This is a genomic window from Robertmurraya korlensis (genome assembly GCF_023715225.1).
GTDB lineage: Bacteria > Bacillota > Bacilli > Bacillales > Cytobacillaceae > Robertmurraya_A.
The window spans coordinates 103,548-119,788 of the sequence record NZ_JAMBNS010000008.1; the positions used below are offsets into that span (position 1 = coordinate 103,548).

General features: G+C 43.9%; 17 protein-coding genes. All 17 read left to right on the forward strand.

Annotated elements, in window-relative coordinates; all coding sequences use genetic code 11:
• The first annotated feature begins 7 nt into the window (after positions 1–7).
• The 17 genes from atpE to M3175_RS15360 all read left to right on the forward strand — a co-directional run bounded on the left by atpE (position 8) and on the right by M3175_RS15360 (position 16,236).
• A complete protein-coding gene (gene atpE, locus M3175_RS15280) occupies positions 8–220 on the forward strand; it encodes a F0F1 ATP synthase subunit C (RefSeq protein WP_066059974.1) in 213 nt (70 codons plus the stop codon).
• A 130-nt stretch (positions 221–350) separates the two neighbouring features.
• Complete coding sequence (locus M3175_RS15285; RefSeq protein ID WP_251520568.1) at positions 351–872, forward strand: F0F1 ATP synthase subunit B; 522 nt, start codon at positions 351–353, stop codon at positions 870–872.
• Complete coding sequence (locus M3175_RS15290; protein WP_066059972.1) at positions 869–1,405, forward strand: F0F1 ATP synthase subunit delta; 537 nt, start codon at positions 869–871, stop codon at positions 1,403–1,405. Before M3175_RS15285 ends, M3175_RS15290 begins: the two co-directional genes overlap by 4 nt.
• A 24-nt stretch (positions 1,406–1,429) precedes the next feature.
• Complete coding sequence (atpA, locus tag M3175_RS15295) at positions 1,430–2,938, forward strand: F0F1 ATP synthase subunit alpha (protein ID WP_119710249.1); 1,509 nt, start codon at positions 1,430–1,432, stop codon at positions 2,936–2,938.
• A gap of 77 nt (positions 2,939–3,015) precedes the next feature.
• Positions 3,016–3,873 carry a F0F1 ATP synthase subunit gamma gene (locus M3175_RS15300; RefSeq protein ID WP_251520571.1) on the forward strand — a complete coding sequence of 286 codons (858 nt, stop codon included), beginning with the start codon at positions 3,016–3,018 and terminating at the stop codon, positions 3,871–3,873.
• Positions 3,874–4,048: 175 nt separating this feature from the next.
• On the forward strand, positions 4,049–5,470 hold the full coding sequence (gene atpD, locus M3175_RS15305; RefSeq protein WP_251520574.1) for a F0F1 ATP synthase subunit beta: 1,422 nt from the start codon (positions 4,049–4,051) through the stop codon (positions 5,468–5,470).
• Between the two features lie 22 nt (positions 5,471–5,492).
• The gene (locus M3175_RS15310; protein ID WP_251520576.1) at positions 5,493–5,897 is read left to right on the forward strand and encodes a F0F1 ATP synthase subunit epsilon; all 405 of its coding nucleotides are present in this window, start codon (positions 5,493–5,495) and stop codon (positions 5,895–5,897) included.
• A gap of 1,296 nt (positions 5,898–7,193) precedes the next feature.
• A complete protein-coding gene (locus tag M3175_RS15315) occupies positions 7,194–7,568 on the forward strand; it encodes an NADH-quinone oxidoreductase subunit A (protein WP_066059966.1) in 375 nt (124 codons plus the stop codon).
• Positions 7,559–8,071 (forward strand): NuoB/complex I 20 kDa subunit family protein, encoded by a 513-nt coding sequence (locus tag M3175_RS15320; RefSeq protein WP_066059965.1) that lies wholly within the window; start codon positions 7,559–7,561, stop codon positions 8,069–8,071. Before M3175_RS15315 ends, M3175_RS15320 begins: the two co-directional genes overlap by 10 nt.
• 3 nt (positions 8,072–8,074) lie before the next feature.
• Complete coding sequence (locus M3175_RS15325; RefSeq protein ID WP_251520578.1) at positions 8,075–9,214, forward strand: NADH-quinone oxidoreductase subunit C; 1,140 nt, start codon at positions 8,075–8,077, stop codon at positions 9,212–9,214.
• A 3-nt stretch (positions 9,215–9,217) separates the two neighbouring features.
• Positions 9,218–10,318 (forward strand): NADH-quinone oxidoreductase subunit D, encoded by a 1,101-nt coding sequence (locus tag M3175_RS15330; protein WP_251520580.1) that lies wholly within the window; start codon positions 9,218–9,220, stop codon positions 10,316–10,318.
• On the forward strand, positions 10,318–11,331 hold the full coding sequence (gene nuoH, locus M3175_RS15335) for an NADH-quinone oxidoreductase subunit NuoH (RefSeq protein WP_251520582.1): 1,014 nt from the start codon (positions 10,318–10,320) through the stop codon (positions 11,329–11,331). The genes M3175_RS15330 and nuoH overlap by 1 nt, the downstream gene beginning before the upstream one ends.
• A 206-nt stretch (positions 11,332–11,537) precedes the next feature.
• Positions 11,538–11,957, forward strand: a complete 420-nt coding sequence (gene nuoI, locus M3175_RS15340; protein ID WP_066057898.1) for an NADH-quinone oxidoreductase subunit NuoI — start codon at positions 11,538–11,540, stop codon at positions 11,955–11,957.
• On the forward strand, positions 11,954–12,475 hold the full coding sequence (locus tag M3175_RS15345) for an NADH-quinone oxidoreductase subunit J (protein WP_251520584.1): 522 nt from the start codon (positions 11,954–11,956) through the stop codon (positions 12,473–12,475). Before nuoI ends, M3175_RS15345 begins: the two co-directional genes overlap by 4 nt.
• Positions 12,472–12,786, forward strand: a complete 315-nt coding sequence (gene nuoK / locus M3175_RS15350) for an NADH-quinone oxidoreductase subunit NuoK (RefSeq protein ID WP_160545851.1) — start codon at positions 12,472–12,474, stop codon at positions 12,784–12,786. Before M3175_RS15345 ends, nuoK begins: the two co-directional genes overlap by 4 nt.
• Before the next feature lie 88 nt (positions 12,787–12,874).
• Entirely contained in the window at positions 12,875–14,743 is a 1,869-nt protein-coding gene (nuoL, locus tag M3175_RS15355) for an NADH-quinone oxidoreductase subunit L (protein WP_251520587.1), read from the forward strand.
• Positions 14,740–16,236, forward strand: a complete 1,497-nt coding sequence (locus tag M3175_RS15360) for a complex I subunit 4 family protein (protein WP_251520589.1) — start codon at positions 14,740–14,742, stop codon at positions 16,234–16,236. The genes nuoL and M3175_RS15360 overlap by 4 nt, the downstream gene beginning before the upstream one ends.
• Positions 16,237–16,241: the final 5 nt, after the last annotated feature.

A 16,241-nucleotide genomic window follows, 5' to 3' on the forward strand; every position in this document is an offset into this window, starting at 1 on the left:
CTTTATAATGGGTCTTTTAGCAGCAGCAATTGCAATTGGTTTAGCGGCACTAGGTGCAGGTATTGGTAACGGTCTTATCGTATCAAAAACAGTTGAGGGTATCGCTCGTCAACCAGAAGCTCGTGGTATGCTTCAAACAACTATGTTCATCGGGGTAGCGTTAGTAGAAGCGGTTCCGATCATCGGCGTAGTTATCGCGTTCATGGTTATCGGCGGTTAATATACGGTTTTTAACAAAACAATGGCGAAGAACATATTACGTGCAGCTTCGCCATTCCTTTATGTTCATCTATTAACATTTGTAACGTTATAAATTGTAAGTGTACGACTCTTGAAGGGAGTGAGCAAGGGTGTTAACAAGCAGTCTAGTATTAGGTTCAGCTGGTGGTGGGTTTAATAGTGGAGATATCCTTTTCCAATTAGTAACTTTCATCATCTTGTTAGCATTACTTAAGAAGTTTGCATGGGGTCCGTTAATGGGCATCATGAAACAACGTGAAGAGCATATTGCTGGAGAAATTAATGCTGCTGAACAAAGCCGCAATGAAGCAAAGCAATTACTAGAAGAGCAACGTACGCTTTTAAAAGAAGCTCGTACAGAAGCTCAAGGATTAATTGAAAATGCGAAAAAGCAAGGCGATGTACAGCGTGAAGAAATTATGGCGTTAGCGCGTGCGGAAGCAGACCGTCTAAAAGAATCTGCTAAGCTTGAAATCGAACAGCAAAAAGAGCAAGCGGTTGCTGCTATTCGTGAACAAGTCGCTTCATTATCTGTACTTATTGCTTCTAAAGTAATTGAAAAAGAACTAACAGCTGCAGATCAAGAGAAGCTAATCAATGAATATATCCAAGAGGCAGGAGAAGGGCGATGAGCAACTCGACTGTAGCGAAGCGCTATGCGTTAGCTCTTTTTCGACTAGCAAAAGAGCATCAACTTCTTGACCAAATGGAAAATGAAATGCGTGTAGTTAAAAATGTAGTAAAAAATAACGGCGACCTAGGTGTTGTCTTAAAGTCTCCTAAGCTTACGAATGAGAAGAAAAAGGAGATTATTAAACAGGCATTCTCTGGTGCTAGTGTGTACGTTCTAAATACGTTAATGATCTTAATTGATCGTCATCGTGAAGACTACATCGAAGCAGTAGCTGATTATTTTATTGAATTTGCAAATGATGAAAGAGGAATTGCTGAGGCGAAGGTGTACTCCACTCGTCCTCTAACAGAAGCTGAGCAACAAGCATTATCTGCTACGTTTGCTGCTAAAGTTGGGAAGCAATCTCTCCGTATTGAAAATATTGTTGATACCAATCTGCTCGGCGGCATCAAGCTTCGAATCGGAAACCGAATTTTCGACGGTAGCTTGCGCGGAAAGCTTGAGCGCTTGGAACGTCAATTGTTAGGCTAAGATTCGTAGATAGGGGTGAAACTCATGAGCATCAATGCTGAAGAAATTAGTGCGCTGATAAAACAGCAAATCGAAAACTATCAGTCGGAAATTCAAGTGAGTGATGTAGGTACTGTTATCCAAATTGGTGACGGAATTGCTCGTGCTCATGGTCTTGACAACGTAATGTCAGGTGAGCTAGTTGAATTTTCGAACGGCGTTATGGGTATGGCGCAAAACCTAGAAGAAAATAACGTTGGTATTATCATCCTTGGACCTTTCACTGATATTCGTGAAGGTGACGAGGTTCGTCGTACAGGACGTATCATGGAGGTTCCAGTTGGTGAAGAGCTAATTGGCCGCGTGGTAAATCCACTTGGACAACCGGTTGACGGTATGGGTCCAATTCAAACAACAAAATCTCGTCCAATTGAAGCTGGAGCACCTGGTGTTATGGATCGTAAATCTGTACACGAGCCTCTTCAAACGGGTATTAAAGCGATCGACGCTCTTGTGCCAATCGGTCGTGGTCAACGTGAGTTAATCATCGGAGACCGTCAAACAGGTAAAACATCTGTTGCTATCGATACCATCCTTAACCAAAAGGATCAAAACATGGTATGTATCTATGTAGCCATCGGACAAAAGGAATCAACGGTTCGTAACGCAGTTGAAACCCTTCGTAAAATGGGTGCATTAGAGTACACAATCGTTGTAACAGCTTCTGCATCTCAACCAGCTCCATTATTATACTTAGCTCCTTATGCGGGTGTAACAATGGGTGAAGAGTTCATGTACAATGGCAAACACGTATTAGTAGTATACGATGATCTTTCTAAGCAAGCTGCGGCTTACCGTGAATTATCACTATTATTACGTCGTCCTCCAGGTCGTGAAGCATATCCAGGGGATGTATTCTACCTACACAGCCGTCTATTAGAGCGTGCTGCAAAGCTTAGCGATGCAAAGGGTGCTGGTTCAATCACAGCTCTTCCATTCATCGAAACACAAGCAGGTGACGTATCTGCTTATATTCCAACAAACGTAATTTCGATTACGGACGGACAAATCTTCTTACAATCTGACCTATTCTTCTCTGGTGTACGTCCAGCGATCAACGCAGGTCTTTCTGTATCACGTGTAGGGGGTTCTGCCCAAATCAAAGCGATGAAAAAGGTTGCAGGTACCCTGCGTCTTGACCTTGCTTCATACCGTGAGCTAGAAGCATTTGCTCAGTTCGGATCTGACTTAGATAAAGCAACACAAGCAAAACTTAACCGTGGTGCTCGTACAGTTGAAGTTCTTAAGCAAGATCTTAACAAGCCGTTAAAAGTAGAGAAGCAAGTAATGATTCTTTACGCATTGACTAGAGGCCATTTAGATGATATTCCGGTAACGGACATCCAGCGTTTCGAAGGTGAGTTCTTATCTTGGTTAGACCACAACCGCAAGGAAGTGCTTGACCAAATCGTAACAACAAAAGACCTTCCAGCTGACGATGTATTAGTTTCTGCAATTAACGACTTCAAAAAGACATTTGCTATTAGCGAGTAATTAATGAATGGGAAGAGGAAGACCGGTTCTTCCTCTTTCCCAAGTGTTTCACTTTGAAAACAAGGTGGTGAGAATCTGTGGCATCATTACGCGATATAAAATCTCGTATTACTTCGACGAAGAAGACGAGCCAAATTACAAAAGCCATGCAAATGGTATCTGCTGCAAAGATGAATCGTGCGGAAATGAACGCGAAAGCTTTCGTTCCTTACATGACGAAGATTCAAGAGGTTACTGCTTCGATCGCACAAGGAAGTAAGGGCGTGCAAAACCCGTTGCTTACAAGCCGTCCGGTAAAAAAGACTGGGTATGTAGTCATTTCTTCTGACCGTGGACTTGCAGGTGCATACAACAGTAACGTTCTAAGACAGCTATTCAATACAATTAAAAGCCGTCACAAATCAAACGACGAGTTTGCGATTATCGCAATCGGACGTGTGGGCCGTGACTTTTTTAAGAAACGCAATATGCCGGTTGTTCTGGACATCATCGGAGTGCCAGATCAACCAAGCTTCGCTGAAATAAAAGACATCGCATCAAAGACCGTTGGCATGTTTGCTGATGAAACATTTGATGAGTTGTACCTATATTACAGCCACTACGTAAGTGCGATTCAACAGGATGTAACGGAGAAGAAGCTTCTTCCTCTAACTGATATTCAATCAGAAGGAAAACTTACATCTTACGAGTTTGAACCATCTGCGGAGGAAATTCTTGATGTCCTATTGCCACAGTACGCGGAAAGCCTCATTTATGGCGCCCTTCTTGACAGTAAAGCAAGTGAGCATGCTGCAAGGATGACTGCTATGAAGAATGCAACAGACAACGCAAACGATCTAATCAGCAACCTAAGCCTTGTCTACAACCGTGCACGTCAAGCGGCAATTACTCAGGAAATTACAGAGATTGTTGGTGGAGCAGCGGCACTAGAATAGCGCTCCATAGAATAATAATTAATATTTCAATGAAGTTAGAGCTGTCTAGCTTCAGCGCCAAGCCCCTCGAGTCACAAGTCAATCCTTTCCGGAGGTCAGGACCTCCTGCAAGGCTCGCCTTGTGCTTGTCGGGGCTGAACGAGGCGCTTACGCATTTCATTAAGGAGGGAACACAATGACTAAAGGACGCGTTCTTCAAGTTATGGGTCCGGTTGTTGACGTAAAGTTCGAAAGCGGTCATCTACCACAGATCTATAATGCACTTAAAATTGTAAACAACGCGCAGAGCGAATCTGAAGTTGATATCAACTTAACCCTTGAAGTTGCCCTTCACTTAGGTGACGATACAGTTCGTACCATCGCAATGGCTTCTACTGATGGATTAACTCGTGGAATCGAAGTAGAAGACACTGGTGCTGCTATCTCTGTACCAGTTGGTGATGTAACACTTGGACGTGTATTTAACGTACTTGGTGAGGCAATCGACTTAAATGAGGAGATTCCTGCGAGTGCTCGTCGCGACTCTATCCATAGAGAAGCACCAAAATTCGAGCAACTTTCTACACAAGTAGAAATTCTTGAAACAGGTATCAAAGTAGTAGATCTACTTGCTCCATATATCAAAGGTGGAAAAATCGGTCTATTCGGTGGTGCCGGTGTAGGTAAAACAGTTCTTATCCAGGAGTTAATCAACAACATCGCTCAAGAGCACGGCGGTATCTCGGTATTCGCAGGTGTTGGTGAGCGTACACGTGAAGGTAACGACCTTTACCACGAAATGACTGACTCTGGAGTTATTAAGAAAACAGCGATGGTATTCGGACAAATGAACGAGCCGCCTGGAGCACGTATGCGTGTTGCTCTTACGGGTCTAACAATGGCTGAATTCTTCCGTGATGATCAAGGACAAGACGTTCTTTTCTTCATGGATAACATCTTCCGTTTCACACAAGCAGGTTCTGAGGTTTCTGCCCTATTAGGTCGTATGCCATCAGCGGTAGGTTACCAACCAACTCTTGCTACTGAAATGGGTCGACTGCAAGAACGTATCACATCTACTAACGTGGGTTCTGTTACATCTATCCAAGCGATTTATGTACCTGCCGATGACTATACGGATCCGGCTCCAGCTACAACTTTCGCTCACTTAGATGCAACAACAAACCTTGAGCGTAAGCTTTCTGAGATGGGTATCTACCCTGCGGTGGATCCACTTGCTTCAACTTCTCGTGCATTGTCACCTGATATCGTTGGAGAAGAGCACTACTCAGTTGCTCGTCAAGTACAATCAACATTACAACGTTATAAAGAACTTCAAGATATTATTGCGATCCTAGGTATGGATGAGCTTTCTGACGAAGATAAGCTTATCGTAGCTCGTGCTCGTCGTATCCAGTTCTTCTTATCTCAAAACTTCCACGTGGCTGAACAGTTCACGGGACAACCAGGTTCATATGTTCCTGTTAAAGAAACGGTTAAAGGCTTCAAAGAAATCCTAGAAGGTAAGTATGACCATCTTCCAGAAGATGCATTCCGTCTTGTAGGTAGAATTGAAGAAGTAATCGAATCTGCAAAGAAAATGGGCGTAGAGGTCTAAAATAGGACCAGGAGGGTAAAAAATGAAGACGATTAAAGTCAGTGTTGTTACTCCCGATGGCCCGGTGTATGAATCAGATGTGGAAATGGTAAGCACGAAAGCTCAAAGCGGTGAGCTAGGTATTTTACCAGGACATATTCCAATGGTCGCACCGTTACAAATTGGATCTGTTCGTTTGAAAAACGGAGGCAAAACAGAATACGTAGCAGTAAGTGGCGGTCTTTTAGAAGTGCGTCCAGACCAAGTGTCAATCTTGGCTCAATCTGCGGAAGTATCTGATAGCATCGACGTCGAACGCGCACTACGTGCAAAAGAGCGTGCAGAAGAACGCCTGCGCGAGCAACAACGTGCACACGTAGACTTCAAGCGTGCCGAAATGGCATTGCAACGTGCCATCAACCGTATCTCTGTTTCAGAGAAGCGATAAAACAATCAATCAACCCCCTTGGGCGATCCTTAGTCAGATCGTCGGAGGGGGTTTTTTATGTTTTGATTTTTTGGAGGGCGGGAATATGGGGGATGCGGTAAGTTAGGTGCCTGTGGAGGGGACAAAGCAGTGGTGGCGGTAACCAAAGAGGGGGTTAGGTTCCCGAGAGCGAGGACAAAGCAGTGGTGGCGGTAACCAAAGTAGGGGTTAGGTTCCCGTGAGAGGGGGAAAGCAGTGGTGGCGGTAATCAAAGAGGGTGTTAGGTTCCCGTGAGCGAGGACAAAGCAGTGGTGGCGGTAACCAAAGAGGGGGTTAGGTTCCCGAGAGCGGGGGAAAAGCAGTGGTGGCGGTAATCAAAGAGGGGGTTAGGTTCCCGTGAGAGGGGGAAAAGCAGTGGTGGCGGTAATCAAAGAGGGGGTTAGGTTCCCGAGAGAGGGGGAAAAGCAGTGGTGACGGTAATCAAAGAGGGAGTTAGGTTCCCGTGAGCGAGGGCAAAGCAGTGGTGGCGGTAATCAAAGTAGGGGTTAGGTTCCCGTGAGCGAGGAAAAAGCAGTGGTGGCGGTAACCAAAGAGGGGGTTAGGTTCCCGTGAGCGAGGGAAAAGCAGTGGTGGCGGTAATCAAAAAGGGGGTTAGGTTCCCGTGAGAGGGGGAAAAGCAGTGGTGGCGGTAACCAAAGAGGGAGGTAGGTTCCCGTGAATGAGGACAAAGCAGAGTAGCGGTAATCAAAGAGGGAGTTAGGTTCCCATGAACGAGGAAAAGCAGAGTAGCGGTAATCAAAGTAGTGGTTAGGTTCCCAAGAACGAGGGAAAAGCTGTGAGACGGTAACCAAAGTAGGATTTCAGTGCCCATAGAGCAGGAAAAAGAACCCGCATGGTAACTGAAGTAGCGTTTCATTGCCGATAGAGCAAGACAAACAACCCCAACGGTAACTGAAACACCATTTCAATGCTCATACACCATGAAAAAACTCGTCATCAGTAACTGAATCAAACAATCAACCCCAAACAGCTACAAAAATCACCCCATTAATGGATAAATCCCCAAAAAAGAACAACAATATTTTCATATTTTCAAAATTTTATTGACTATTCTCACAGACAAACACCGCTTTTTACCATTTAATAGAATAAAGATTATTATTTCACATACTATATCCTCGAGGGACAAGAAAACATTTTATTAGAAATTCCAATAAAAGTCTTTGGCTTGTCGACACAAATTTGTAACAGTGTTATAATGAATTCGGTTACATAATTAAATGTTTAGAAAATTATAAGACATTGGAGGGGATGGACATGGAGCTGTTAAATGTATATCAGAATAACTATCTGATTGTCTTTGTGTTTCTATGTCTAGGTGTTTTATTACCTGTGGTTGCGCTGTTTCTGGGGAAACTATTGCGTCCGTATAAGCCTTATGATGCGAAGTACACCACATACGAAAGCGGAATTGAACCATTTCACGATTCAAGAGTGCAGTTCAATGTCCGCTATTATATTTTTGCTCTAATGTTTGTAATCTTTGATGTAGAAACCGTGTTTCTTTATCCATGGGCAGTAGCTTATGAGAAACTCGGTATCTTTGCATTGATTGAAATGCTTATTTTCGTATTAATGCTGCTTGTAGGACTTGTCTACGCTTGGAAGAAGAAGGTGTTAAAATGGACTTAAAATTGGAAAACATCTCACCAGAAGAATTAGAAGAGTTAAAGAGAAATGTATTTTTAACGACATTGGAACAAATTAAAGCATGGGCTAGAAGCAATTCATTATGGCCGATGACGTTCGGACTTGCTTGTTGTGCGATCGAAATGATGGGCGTAGGTTCTTCACACTATGACCTTGACCGGTTCGGATCGTTTTTTCGTACGTCTCCACGTCAGTCAGATGTCATGATTGTGTCGGGTACGGTTACGAAGAAAATGGCGCCAATTGTTCGTCGACTGTATGATCAAATGCCAGAGCCTAAATGGGTAATCGCGATGGGATCATGTGCTACAGCAGGCGGCCCTTATGTAAAATCGTATGCGGTCGTTAAAGGTGTGGATCAAATCGTACCAGTCGATGTGTATATCCCAGGCTGCCCGCCTAACCCAGCAGCACTTATTTACGGAATTAATAAATTAAGGGAAAAAATTCGCTACGAGGCTAAGACTGGGAAGAGGGTGATCTAATCCATGAGTGGGGAAAAGGACCTGGAACAGTTAAAGAAGGAAGCTGCGGAAAAAGCAAAAGCGGCCGCACTTGCAAAAATGAAAGCGAAGGAAGCTTCAACAGAAGCATCCAATGATAAGCCGATGACGGATGAGGAAAAAGCAAAGGCAAAGGCTGCCGCCGCTGCCAAAGCCAAAGCTGCTGCTTTAGCGAAAATGAAGGAAAAAGAGAAAGCCGAAGAAGAGTCGTCTAGCTCGGAGGACACGGATTTAGCTAAACAAAAAGCCGCCGCAGCCGCAAAAGCGAAGGCCGCTGCACTGGCAAAACAGCAAGGTGGAGCAGAAGGTTCTCTAGCAGGAGACGACGAAAAGGCAAAAGCCATCGCAGCCGCGAAAGCCAAAGCCGCAGCAGCCGCAAAAGCGAAGGCCGCTGCACTGGCAAAACAGCAAGCTGGAGCAGAAGGTGCTCCAGCAGGAGACGACGAAAAGGCAAAAGCCATCGCAGCCGCAAAAGCCAAAGCCGCAGCAGCCGCAAAAGCGAAAGCGGCCGCACAAGGCGGAGCTGCTGGAGATGATGAAAAAGCGAAAGCGATTGCTGCCGCGAAAGCCAAAGCTGCTGCTGCAGCCGCTGCAAGAGCGAAGGCAAAGCCTGCTGAGGATGAGGCTCCTGAAGAGCTGGTCCCTTCGCCAAACCAACCGTATTTGGATAAATACGTAAAGGTAATCGAAGAGCATCTAGGCAAAGATGTATTAGAAGACTTCTATATTAATAATCTGTCGAAGGACGTACCAACATTGGTGGCAAAGCCAGACACATATTATAAAATTGCTGAGTTCCTTCGCTATAATGAGCAGCTTGGCTTCAATTATTTATCAGAGTTTCATGGTGGAGATTTCGAGACGCACATGGAAGTGTATGCTCATCTTTACTCATATAATAACAGGCAATCCGTTGCGTTAAAGGTGAAGATTGATCGCGAGAAACCTGAGGTAGAGTCGCTTTCGAAGCTTTGGGCAGGTGCCAACTGGCCGGAGTGTGAAACATATGACTTACTGGGAATTCAGTTTAAAAATCATCCGAACTTATACCGAATTATGCTCGGTGATGATTGGATTGGTCACCCTCTACGCAAAGACTATGAACCATACGATGTGGAGGTGTAACGAGTGCTTCGAACGGAAGAAATGCTATTAAACGTAGGCCCTCAGCATCCAAGTACACATGGTGTATTCCGACTGGTGTTGAAAATTGATGGAGAGATCATCAAGGAAGCAAAGCCGGTTATCGGATACTTACACCGTGGAACGGAAAAGTTAGCTGAAAATCTACAATACACTCAAATCATTCCTTACACAGACAGACTCGATTATTTAGCAGCAATGACGAACAACTATGTGCTCTGTCATGCAGTGGAAACGATGATGGATTTAAAGATTCCTGATCGAGCGGAATACCTAAGAGTTATCGCGATGGAGCTTGGTCGTGTGGCGAGTCATCTCGTTTGGTGGGGTACATATTTATTGGATATTGGAGCGGTCAGTCCGTTTCTATACGCGTTCCGCGAGCGTGAAATGATTATTAATATGTTAAATGAATTATCTGGTGCTCGTCTTACTTTTAACTATATGCGTGTAGGTGGCGTGAAGTGGGATGCACCTGAGGGCTGGATTGAAAAAGTGGGCGAGTTTATCCCATATATGCGTGAGCAGCTAAAAGGCTATCATGACCTTGTGACGGGGAATGAAATCTTCATGAACCGTGTGAAGGGTGTGGGTCGCTACACGAAAGAAGATGCGATTAACTACTCATTAAGTGGAGCGAACTTAAGATGTACGGGAGTCAAATGGGATCTTCGTAAAGATGAGCCATATTCGATTTATGACCGTTTTGACTTCAATGTTCCTGTTCAAGAGGGTGGAGATGCATGGGCAAGATACCATGTTCGTTTAGCAGAGCTCGAGGAGTCTTTGAAAATCTTAGAACAAGCGGTTGAGCAGTTCCCGAAAGAAGGGGAAATCCTCGCTAAAGTTCCAAAGATTATTAAAGCACCTAAGGGTGAGGCGTACGTTCGTATCGAGTCACCTCGTGGAGAAATTGGTTGTTATATCGCGAGTGATGGAAAGAAAGAGCCGTACCGCTTGAAGTTCAGAAGACCTTCTTTTTACAATTTGCAAATCCTTCCGAAGTTATTGGAGGGAGAAAATATAGCAAACTTAATCGCGATTTTAGGTGCAATTGATATTGTCCTAGGGGAGGTTGATGGCTAATGGTAGAGGAACTGCTGCAATCACAACCAGGACTCTTAAACTTTGGGATTTTCTTTTTACTAGCAACGGTTCTATTATTAGTGGTTTTAGGATTCGTTACGTATGCCATTTTAGCGGAAAGAAAAGTTATGGGTTTCATGCAGCTACGTCACGGACCAAATCAGGTTGGAGGACGCTGGGGACTTTTACAAACGGTAGCTGACGTATTAAAGCTTCTATTAAAAGAAGATACGATACCGAAGCTAGCAGATCGTCCACTCTTTATTCTTGCTCCTGTTATCGCGTTTGCACCGGCATTCATGGTGCTAGCAACGATTCCGTTAACCGATCACCTGCAGTTTGCTGATATTGGTGTTGGACTGCTGTACTATATCGCCATTTCAGGTTTAACCACTGTTGGAGTGGTAACTGGTGGATGGGCATCGAATAATAAATACGCACTACTAGGTGGAATGCGTGCGGCTGCTCAAATGATTTCCTATGAAATTCCACTCGTAATGTCGGTGATTGGGGTTATCCTTTTTGCAGGCAGCTTGAATTTGAACGATATCGTCGCCGCTCAGGATGAGCAAGGCTGGTTCATACTTTGGCAACCGATTGCGTTTCTAGTGTTTATCATTGCTTCCGTAGCTGAATTAAACCGTACGCCGTTTGACTTGCCAGAAGCCGAGTCTGAACTTGTAGCCGGTTTCCACGTCGAGTATTCAGGCTTCCGATGGGCATTTTTCATGCTCGCTGAATATGTATATCTATTCGCAATGGCATCACTCACAACCGTACTATTTCTAGGAGGATGGCTACCACCGTTCGACTTCTTAGGATTCATCCCGGGAGCCGTATGGTTCGCCTTAAAATTCAGCGTCGTCATCTTTTTCCTAGTCTGGATCCGAGTCACCTTCCCACGCCTAAGAGCAGACCAGTTGATGGAATTCGGATGGAAAGTACTTTTACCAGTAGCATTAGCGAACATTTTCTTAACTGCATTGGTGAAAGAGTTACTGAAGCTTTTTTAATAATAAAACTCTGTTAGGGCAAAGTGTATTTTGCACTTGTTGATTGGAGTGGAGGTGCTTGACTCCTGGGGGATCAGCGTTACAGGTGAGACCCCACAGGAGCGATAGCGACGAGGAGGCTCACCGAACGCCCCCCGGAAAGCAAGCACCCGGAACGGAAATCAACACCCATTTTAACAGAGCCAAACTAGAGAGGGTGAGTCAACGTGCTTGGATTAGCAAAAGGGTTAGCCTATACACTCAAGAACCTAACAAGGGAAAAAGTAACCTACGATTATCCAAACGAGCCGCTGCCACTTCCGGACCGGTTCCGTGGGATACAGAAGTTTTACCCCGAAAAATGTATCGTTTGTAATCAGTGTGCAGCCATTTGTCCAACCGATTGCATTCAATTGACCGGGAAAAAACACCCTGACCCTACGAAAAAAGGAAAAATCATTGATACGTATGATATCAATTTTGAAATCTGTATCCTATGTGATCTTTGTACGGAGGTATGTCCGACAGAGGCCATCATTATGACGAATAATTTTGAGCTCGCGGAATATAGCCGGGATGAGCTATTTAAAAACCTAGAATGGTTAGATGAGAACGATGAAAATATTCGGAAGGTGAATAAAGCATGACAGTTACGGGTGAATTAATCGCATTTATGTCGCTAGCGCTCGTTGCGGTCATTGGCGGCGTTCTGTTATTGAATTTGACGAAGGTTGTTCATATGATCGTAGCACTTGTGTTCACCTTTGTGAGCATTGCGGGAATTTACGTCATGCTCTCTGCTGAATTTGTCGCAGCGGTTCAAATTTTAATCTACTCAGGCGCCATTACGATCATTATGCTTTTCGGGATTATGCTTACCCGTCATAATGATACGAGCGAGCCGGAGGAAGGCTGGATTCGAAAGACTCTCCTCTTTATCGGTGTCCTCGGCTTTGCCGTTGTAATGTATATCGGGGTGTATGATTTAGATTTGGCATCTGTACCAAACACTCTTCATGAAAATAATACCGAGCAAATTGGTGTGGCGCTTTACTCAAAGTTTGTCATTCCATTTGAAATCACTTCTGTTATCTTGTTAGTTGCTCTGATCGGAGCCATTGTATTAGCGAAAAAAGATGATGAAAAGGAGGCGAATAAGGAATGAGCTCAGTTCCCGTTTCAGCCTACCTCACGCTTGCATTGATTCTGTTTTGCATCGGATTGTACGGTGCATTAACGAAGCGCAATACCGTTATCGTATTAATTTCAATTGAATTGATGCTAAACGCAGTTAATATTAATCTGGTTGCGTTTAGTAAGTACGGAGCGAATCCAGGCATTACGGGTCAAGTGTTTGCATTATTTTCAATCGCTGTGGCAGCAGCGGAGGCAGCCGTTGGGTTGGCGATTTTAATTGCCCTTTACCGTAATCGAAAAACCGTTAATATGGATGAAATGAACACCTTAAAGCATTAGAAAAATATGACTCGCTTATATACAGCGGGCCTCAATCAAACGCGTAACATAACAAAACCGGTGCGCGTTCTAAAAGGGGATTGTGATATTGATGGAAAATGCATGGATCATACCGCTTTTCCCGCTACTATCATTTTTGTTCCTTCTTCTGTTCGGAAAAAAGCTAAAGGAAAACAGCGCCTATGTCGGAATCTTGCTAGTGGGTGTGTCGTTTGTTTATTCGCTCATCGTCTTATTTGAGCGGTTCACACAACCGACCTACAAAGCAGAGGGCACATGGCTTTCGATCGGAGATGTTCAACTAACAGCGGGTTTTGAAGTAAACCAGTTAAATGCGCTAATGCTCGTCATCGTATCTCTTGTTAGTTTGCTTGTACATACGTATTCAAAGGGATATATGCATGACGATGAACGCTTTCATGTGTTTTATGCGTATTTAGGATTATTCACGTTTGCAATGCTTGGTTTGGTTTTATCGCCCAATCTTTTACAAACGTATATTTTCTGGGAATTAGTCGGGGTTGGCTCCTTCCTATTAATCGGTTTCTACTTTTTTAAGGAAGACGCCAAAAAGGCTGCAAAAAAAGCCTTTATTATGACTCGTATTGGGGATGTTGGCCTTTTTATCGGGATGATTCTATTATTCTGGCAGGTAGGAAGCTTTGAATATGATGAGATTTTTGCTGCGGTAGAGGCAGGCTCGATTTCTGCAGGAATGATCACCGTTACGGCCATCCTTATCTTCATTGGGGCTGTTGGGAAATCAGGTCAATTCCCGCTTCATACGTGGTTACCGGATGCGATGGAAGGTCCGACGCCAGTGTCAGCATTAATCCACGCGGCAACCATGGTTGCGGCAGGGGTATACTTAGTAGCGGCTTTATTCCCGCTTTTCACCGCAAGTGAAACCGCGTTAATGACGGTAGCTGTGGTTGGAGCAATTACCGCAATCTTTGCGGCTAGCATCGGCTTAGTTCAAACCGATATCAAACGGGTTCTTGCTTACTCTACGGTCTCTCAGCTAGGTTATATGATGTTAGCGCTTGGGTCGGCTGGCTATGTAGCAGGGGTATTCCACCTGATGACTCACGCGTTTTTCAAGGCATTATTGTTTTTAGCAGCAGGTAGTGTCATTCATGCGGTTCATACGCAAAACATTGAAGAAATGGGTGGCTTATGGAAAAAGCTTCGCGTCACTGGTCCATTATTTTTAGTGGGAACATTGGCGATTAGTGGAGTTCCATTATTCTCAGGGTTTTTTAGTAAAGATGAAATCTTAATTTCTGCTTGGGTTCATGGAAACACGGCATTATTTTGGTTAGCTGTGATCGCTGCTTTCTTTACTGCTTTTTATATGTTCCGTTTATTCTTCCTCGTCTTTACGGGTGAGGCTAGAAAAGAAATCAAGCATGTTCATGAGTCTCCTGCTGTGATGACCCTTCCGATGGTTGTGCTCGGTGTTCTTGCCGTTGTTGCTGGATATGTGAACACACCTTGGTTTGGGACATTTTTAGGCGATTGGTTAGTGGAAGGCAATGAAGCGCTTGGCCATGGACACGTTGAAGGTCCAGCGTGGATTATGATTGTGGCAACACTTGTGTCACTAGCGGGAATTTTTCTTGCTTATCTCATGTATGGGAAAAAGTCTCTTTCACGCGATTGGCTATCTAGCCGAGCACCAGTGACGTACAGTGTTTTATACAATAAGTACTTTGTTGATGAGTTTTACGAGTTAACGATTGTAAACATTACAAAGTTCTTTAGCTTGTTCCTCAAGTATATTGAAGTGTTTATTGTGGAAGGGATCGTTAACCTGGTTACCCAGTTTGTTCAAACGTTTGGAAAAATTGGTTCACGCGTGCATAACGGTCAGGTGCAAATGTACGGAACGGTTGCTTTCGTTGGCTTAGCTGTCTTATTTGTGATTTTTGCTGTAACAGGGGGGTACTTCGGATGAATTTGATGTTAGCACTCATCGTGTTTTCCCCGTTACTAGGGATTCTCGTTTTATCATTTATACCAAAAATGCAGGAGAGCTCCATTAAGCTAGTTGGGGTACTTGCTACTTTGCCAGCAATGGTTCTATCATTGGCTGTTTTCTCTCAATTTAAAAATGGAACAGAACTGTTTGAGTACAATCTGAAATGGAACTGGATTCACTTTGGAATGAGTGAAGGAGTATTTGAAATTCCGTTTGAGTTGGGGATGGATGGATTCTCACTACTCATGGTGGTATTAACAAGTATTCTTTCCGTGTTAGCAGCGGTTGCTTCGTTTCATATTAAAAAAGAGTGGAAGGGCTACTTCATGCTATTCCTTCTACTTGAAGTAGGAATGCTCGGAGTATTCGTGGCCGAAAATTTAATTCTGTTCTTCTTATTCTTTGAAATCACACTTATTCCGATGTTCTTTTTAATCGGAAAATGGGGATATCATGAAAAAGAAAAAGCAGCATATAGCTTTCTGATTTACAATGGACTTGGTTCAGCAGTTCTTTTAATTGTCATTATGGTATTGTTCGCTCGTACAGGAACCTCCAATATTGATGTGTTGCAGCAATTGTTAACAGCGGATGCAGGTCATGCTCGAATTACGGACTCTGTAAAAATGGGGCTGTTACTAGCCTTATTAATTGCGTTTGGTGTAAAGCTACCTATTTTCCCGTTACATACATGGATGCTTCGCGTTCACGTTCAAGCGCCACCACCAATCGTTATGCTTCACTCAGGAATTCTTTTGAAAATTGGAGCTTACGGGTTAATTCGCTTCGGGATGGGAATTTTCCCAGAACAATTTACCTCCATCGCTTGGTTGCTTGCCACGCTCGGTGTGGTGAATTTATTGTATGGAGCCTTTCTTGCTCTGATTCAAAAGGATTTCAAGATGGTGTTAGCTTACTCTTCAATTTCTCATATGGGAATTGTGTTAATCGGAGTGGGAGCACTAAATGAAGCAGGTATTCAAGGAGCGATCTTCCAAGTGGTTTCTCACGGGTTAATCTCAGCTCTATTGTTCTTCTTAGTAGGCATCTTTTATGAGCGTTTCCATACGTCTCATATTCAAAAGCTTGGCGGAATGGCAAAGGGAATGCCGATCACAGCTGGTTTCTTATTAGCTGGAGCAATGGCTTCACTTGGTCTACCGGGAATGAGTGGATTCGTAAGTGAGTTCATGGCGTTTTTAGGATTATTCGAGGCCATGCCCGTACTTGCTGCTGTCGGCTGCTTAGGTATCATTTTAACAGCTGTGTACTTACTGCGAGCAGTGTTAGGAATGACATTTGGAAAAGCGCACCGAGAATTCACAGGTGTTTCGGATATTCGTTCCTTTGAATGGGCGCCGGTTCTCGTTCTTGTCGGGTTAATTGTGTTAATTGGTGTTTACCCAAGTGTACTAAGTGAAACATTAAAAGCCACACTTGAGACTATCATGCTTGGGTTAGGAGGGTGATGAAG

What these genes read in the sequence shown, in the direction of transcription:
- atpE (WP_066059974.1), top strand. Translation starts at nt 8, where the DNA reads ATGGGTCTTTTAGCAGCAGCAATTGCAATTGGTTTAGCGGCACTAGGT.
- M3175_RS15290 (WP_066059972.1), top strand. Translation starts at nt 869, where the DNA reads ATGAGCAACTCGACTGTAGCGAAGCGCTATGCGTTAGCTCTTTTTCGA.
- atpA (WP_119710249.1), top strand. Translation starts at nt 1,430, where the DNA reads ATGAGCATCAATGCTGAAGAAATTAGTGCGCTGATAAAACAGCAAATC.
- atpD (WP_251520574.1), top strand. Translation starts at nt 4,049, where the DNA reads ATGACTAAAGGACGCGTTCTTCAAGTTATGGGTCCGGTTGTTGACGTA.
- M3175_RS15310 (WP_251520576.1), top strand. Translation starts at nt 5,493, where the DNA reads ATGAAGACGATTAAAGTCAGTGTTGTTACTCCCGATGGCCCGGTGTAT.
- M3175_RS15315 (WP_066059966.1), top strand. Translation starts at nt 7,194, where the DNA reads ATGGAGCTGTTAAATGTATATCAGAATAACTATCTGATTGTCTTTGTG.
- M3175_RS15320 (WP_066059965.1), top strand. Translation starts at nt 7,559, where the DNA reads ATGGACTTAAAATTGGAAAACATCTCACCAGAAGAATTAGAAGAGTTA.
- M3175_RS15325 (WP_251520578.1), top strand. Translation starts at nt 8,075, where the DNA reads ATGAGTGGGGAAAAGGACCTGGAACAGTTAAAGAAGGAAGCTGCGGAA.
- nuoH (WP_251520582.1), top strand. Translation starts at nt 10,318, where the DNA reads ATGGTAGAGGAACTGCTGCAATCACAACCAGGACTCTTAAACTTTGGG.
- M3175_RS15345 (WP_251520584.1), top strand. Translation starts at nt 11,954, where the DNA reads ATGACAGTTACGGGTGAATTAATCGCATTTATGTCGCTAGCGCTCGTT.
- nuoK (WP_160545851.1), top strand. Translation starts at nt 12,472, where the DNA reads ATGAGCTCAGTTCCCGTTTCAGCCTACCTCACGCTTGCATTGATTCTG.
- M3175_RS15360 (WP_251520589.1), top strand. Translation starts at nt 14,740, where the DNA reads ATGAATTTGATGTTAGCACTCATCGTGTTTTCCCCGTTACTAGGGATT.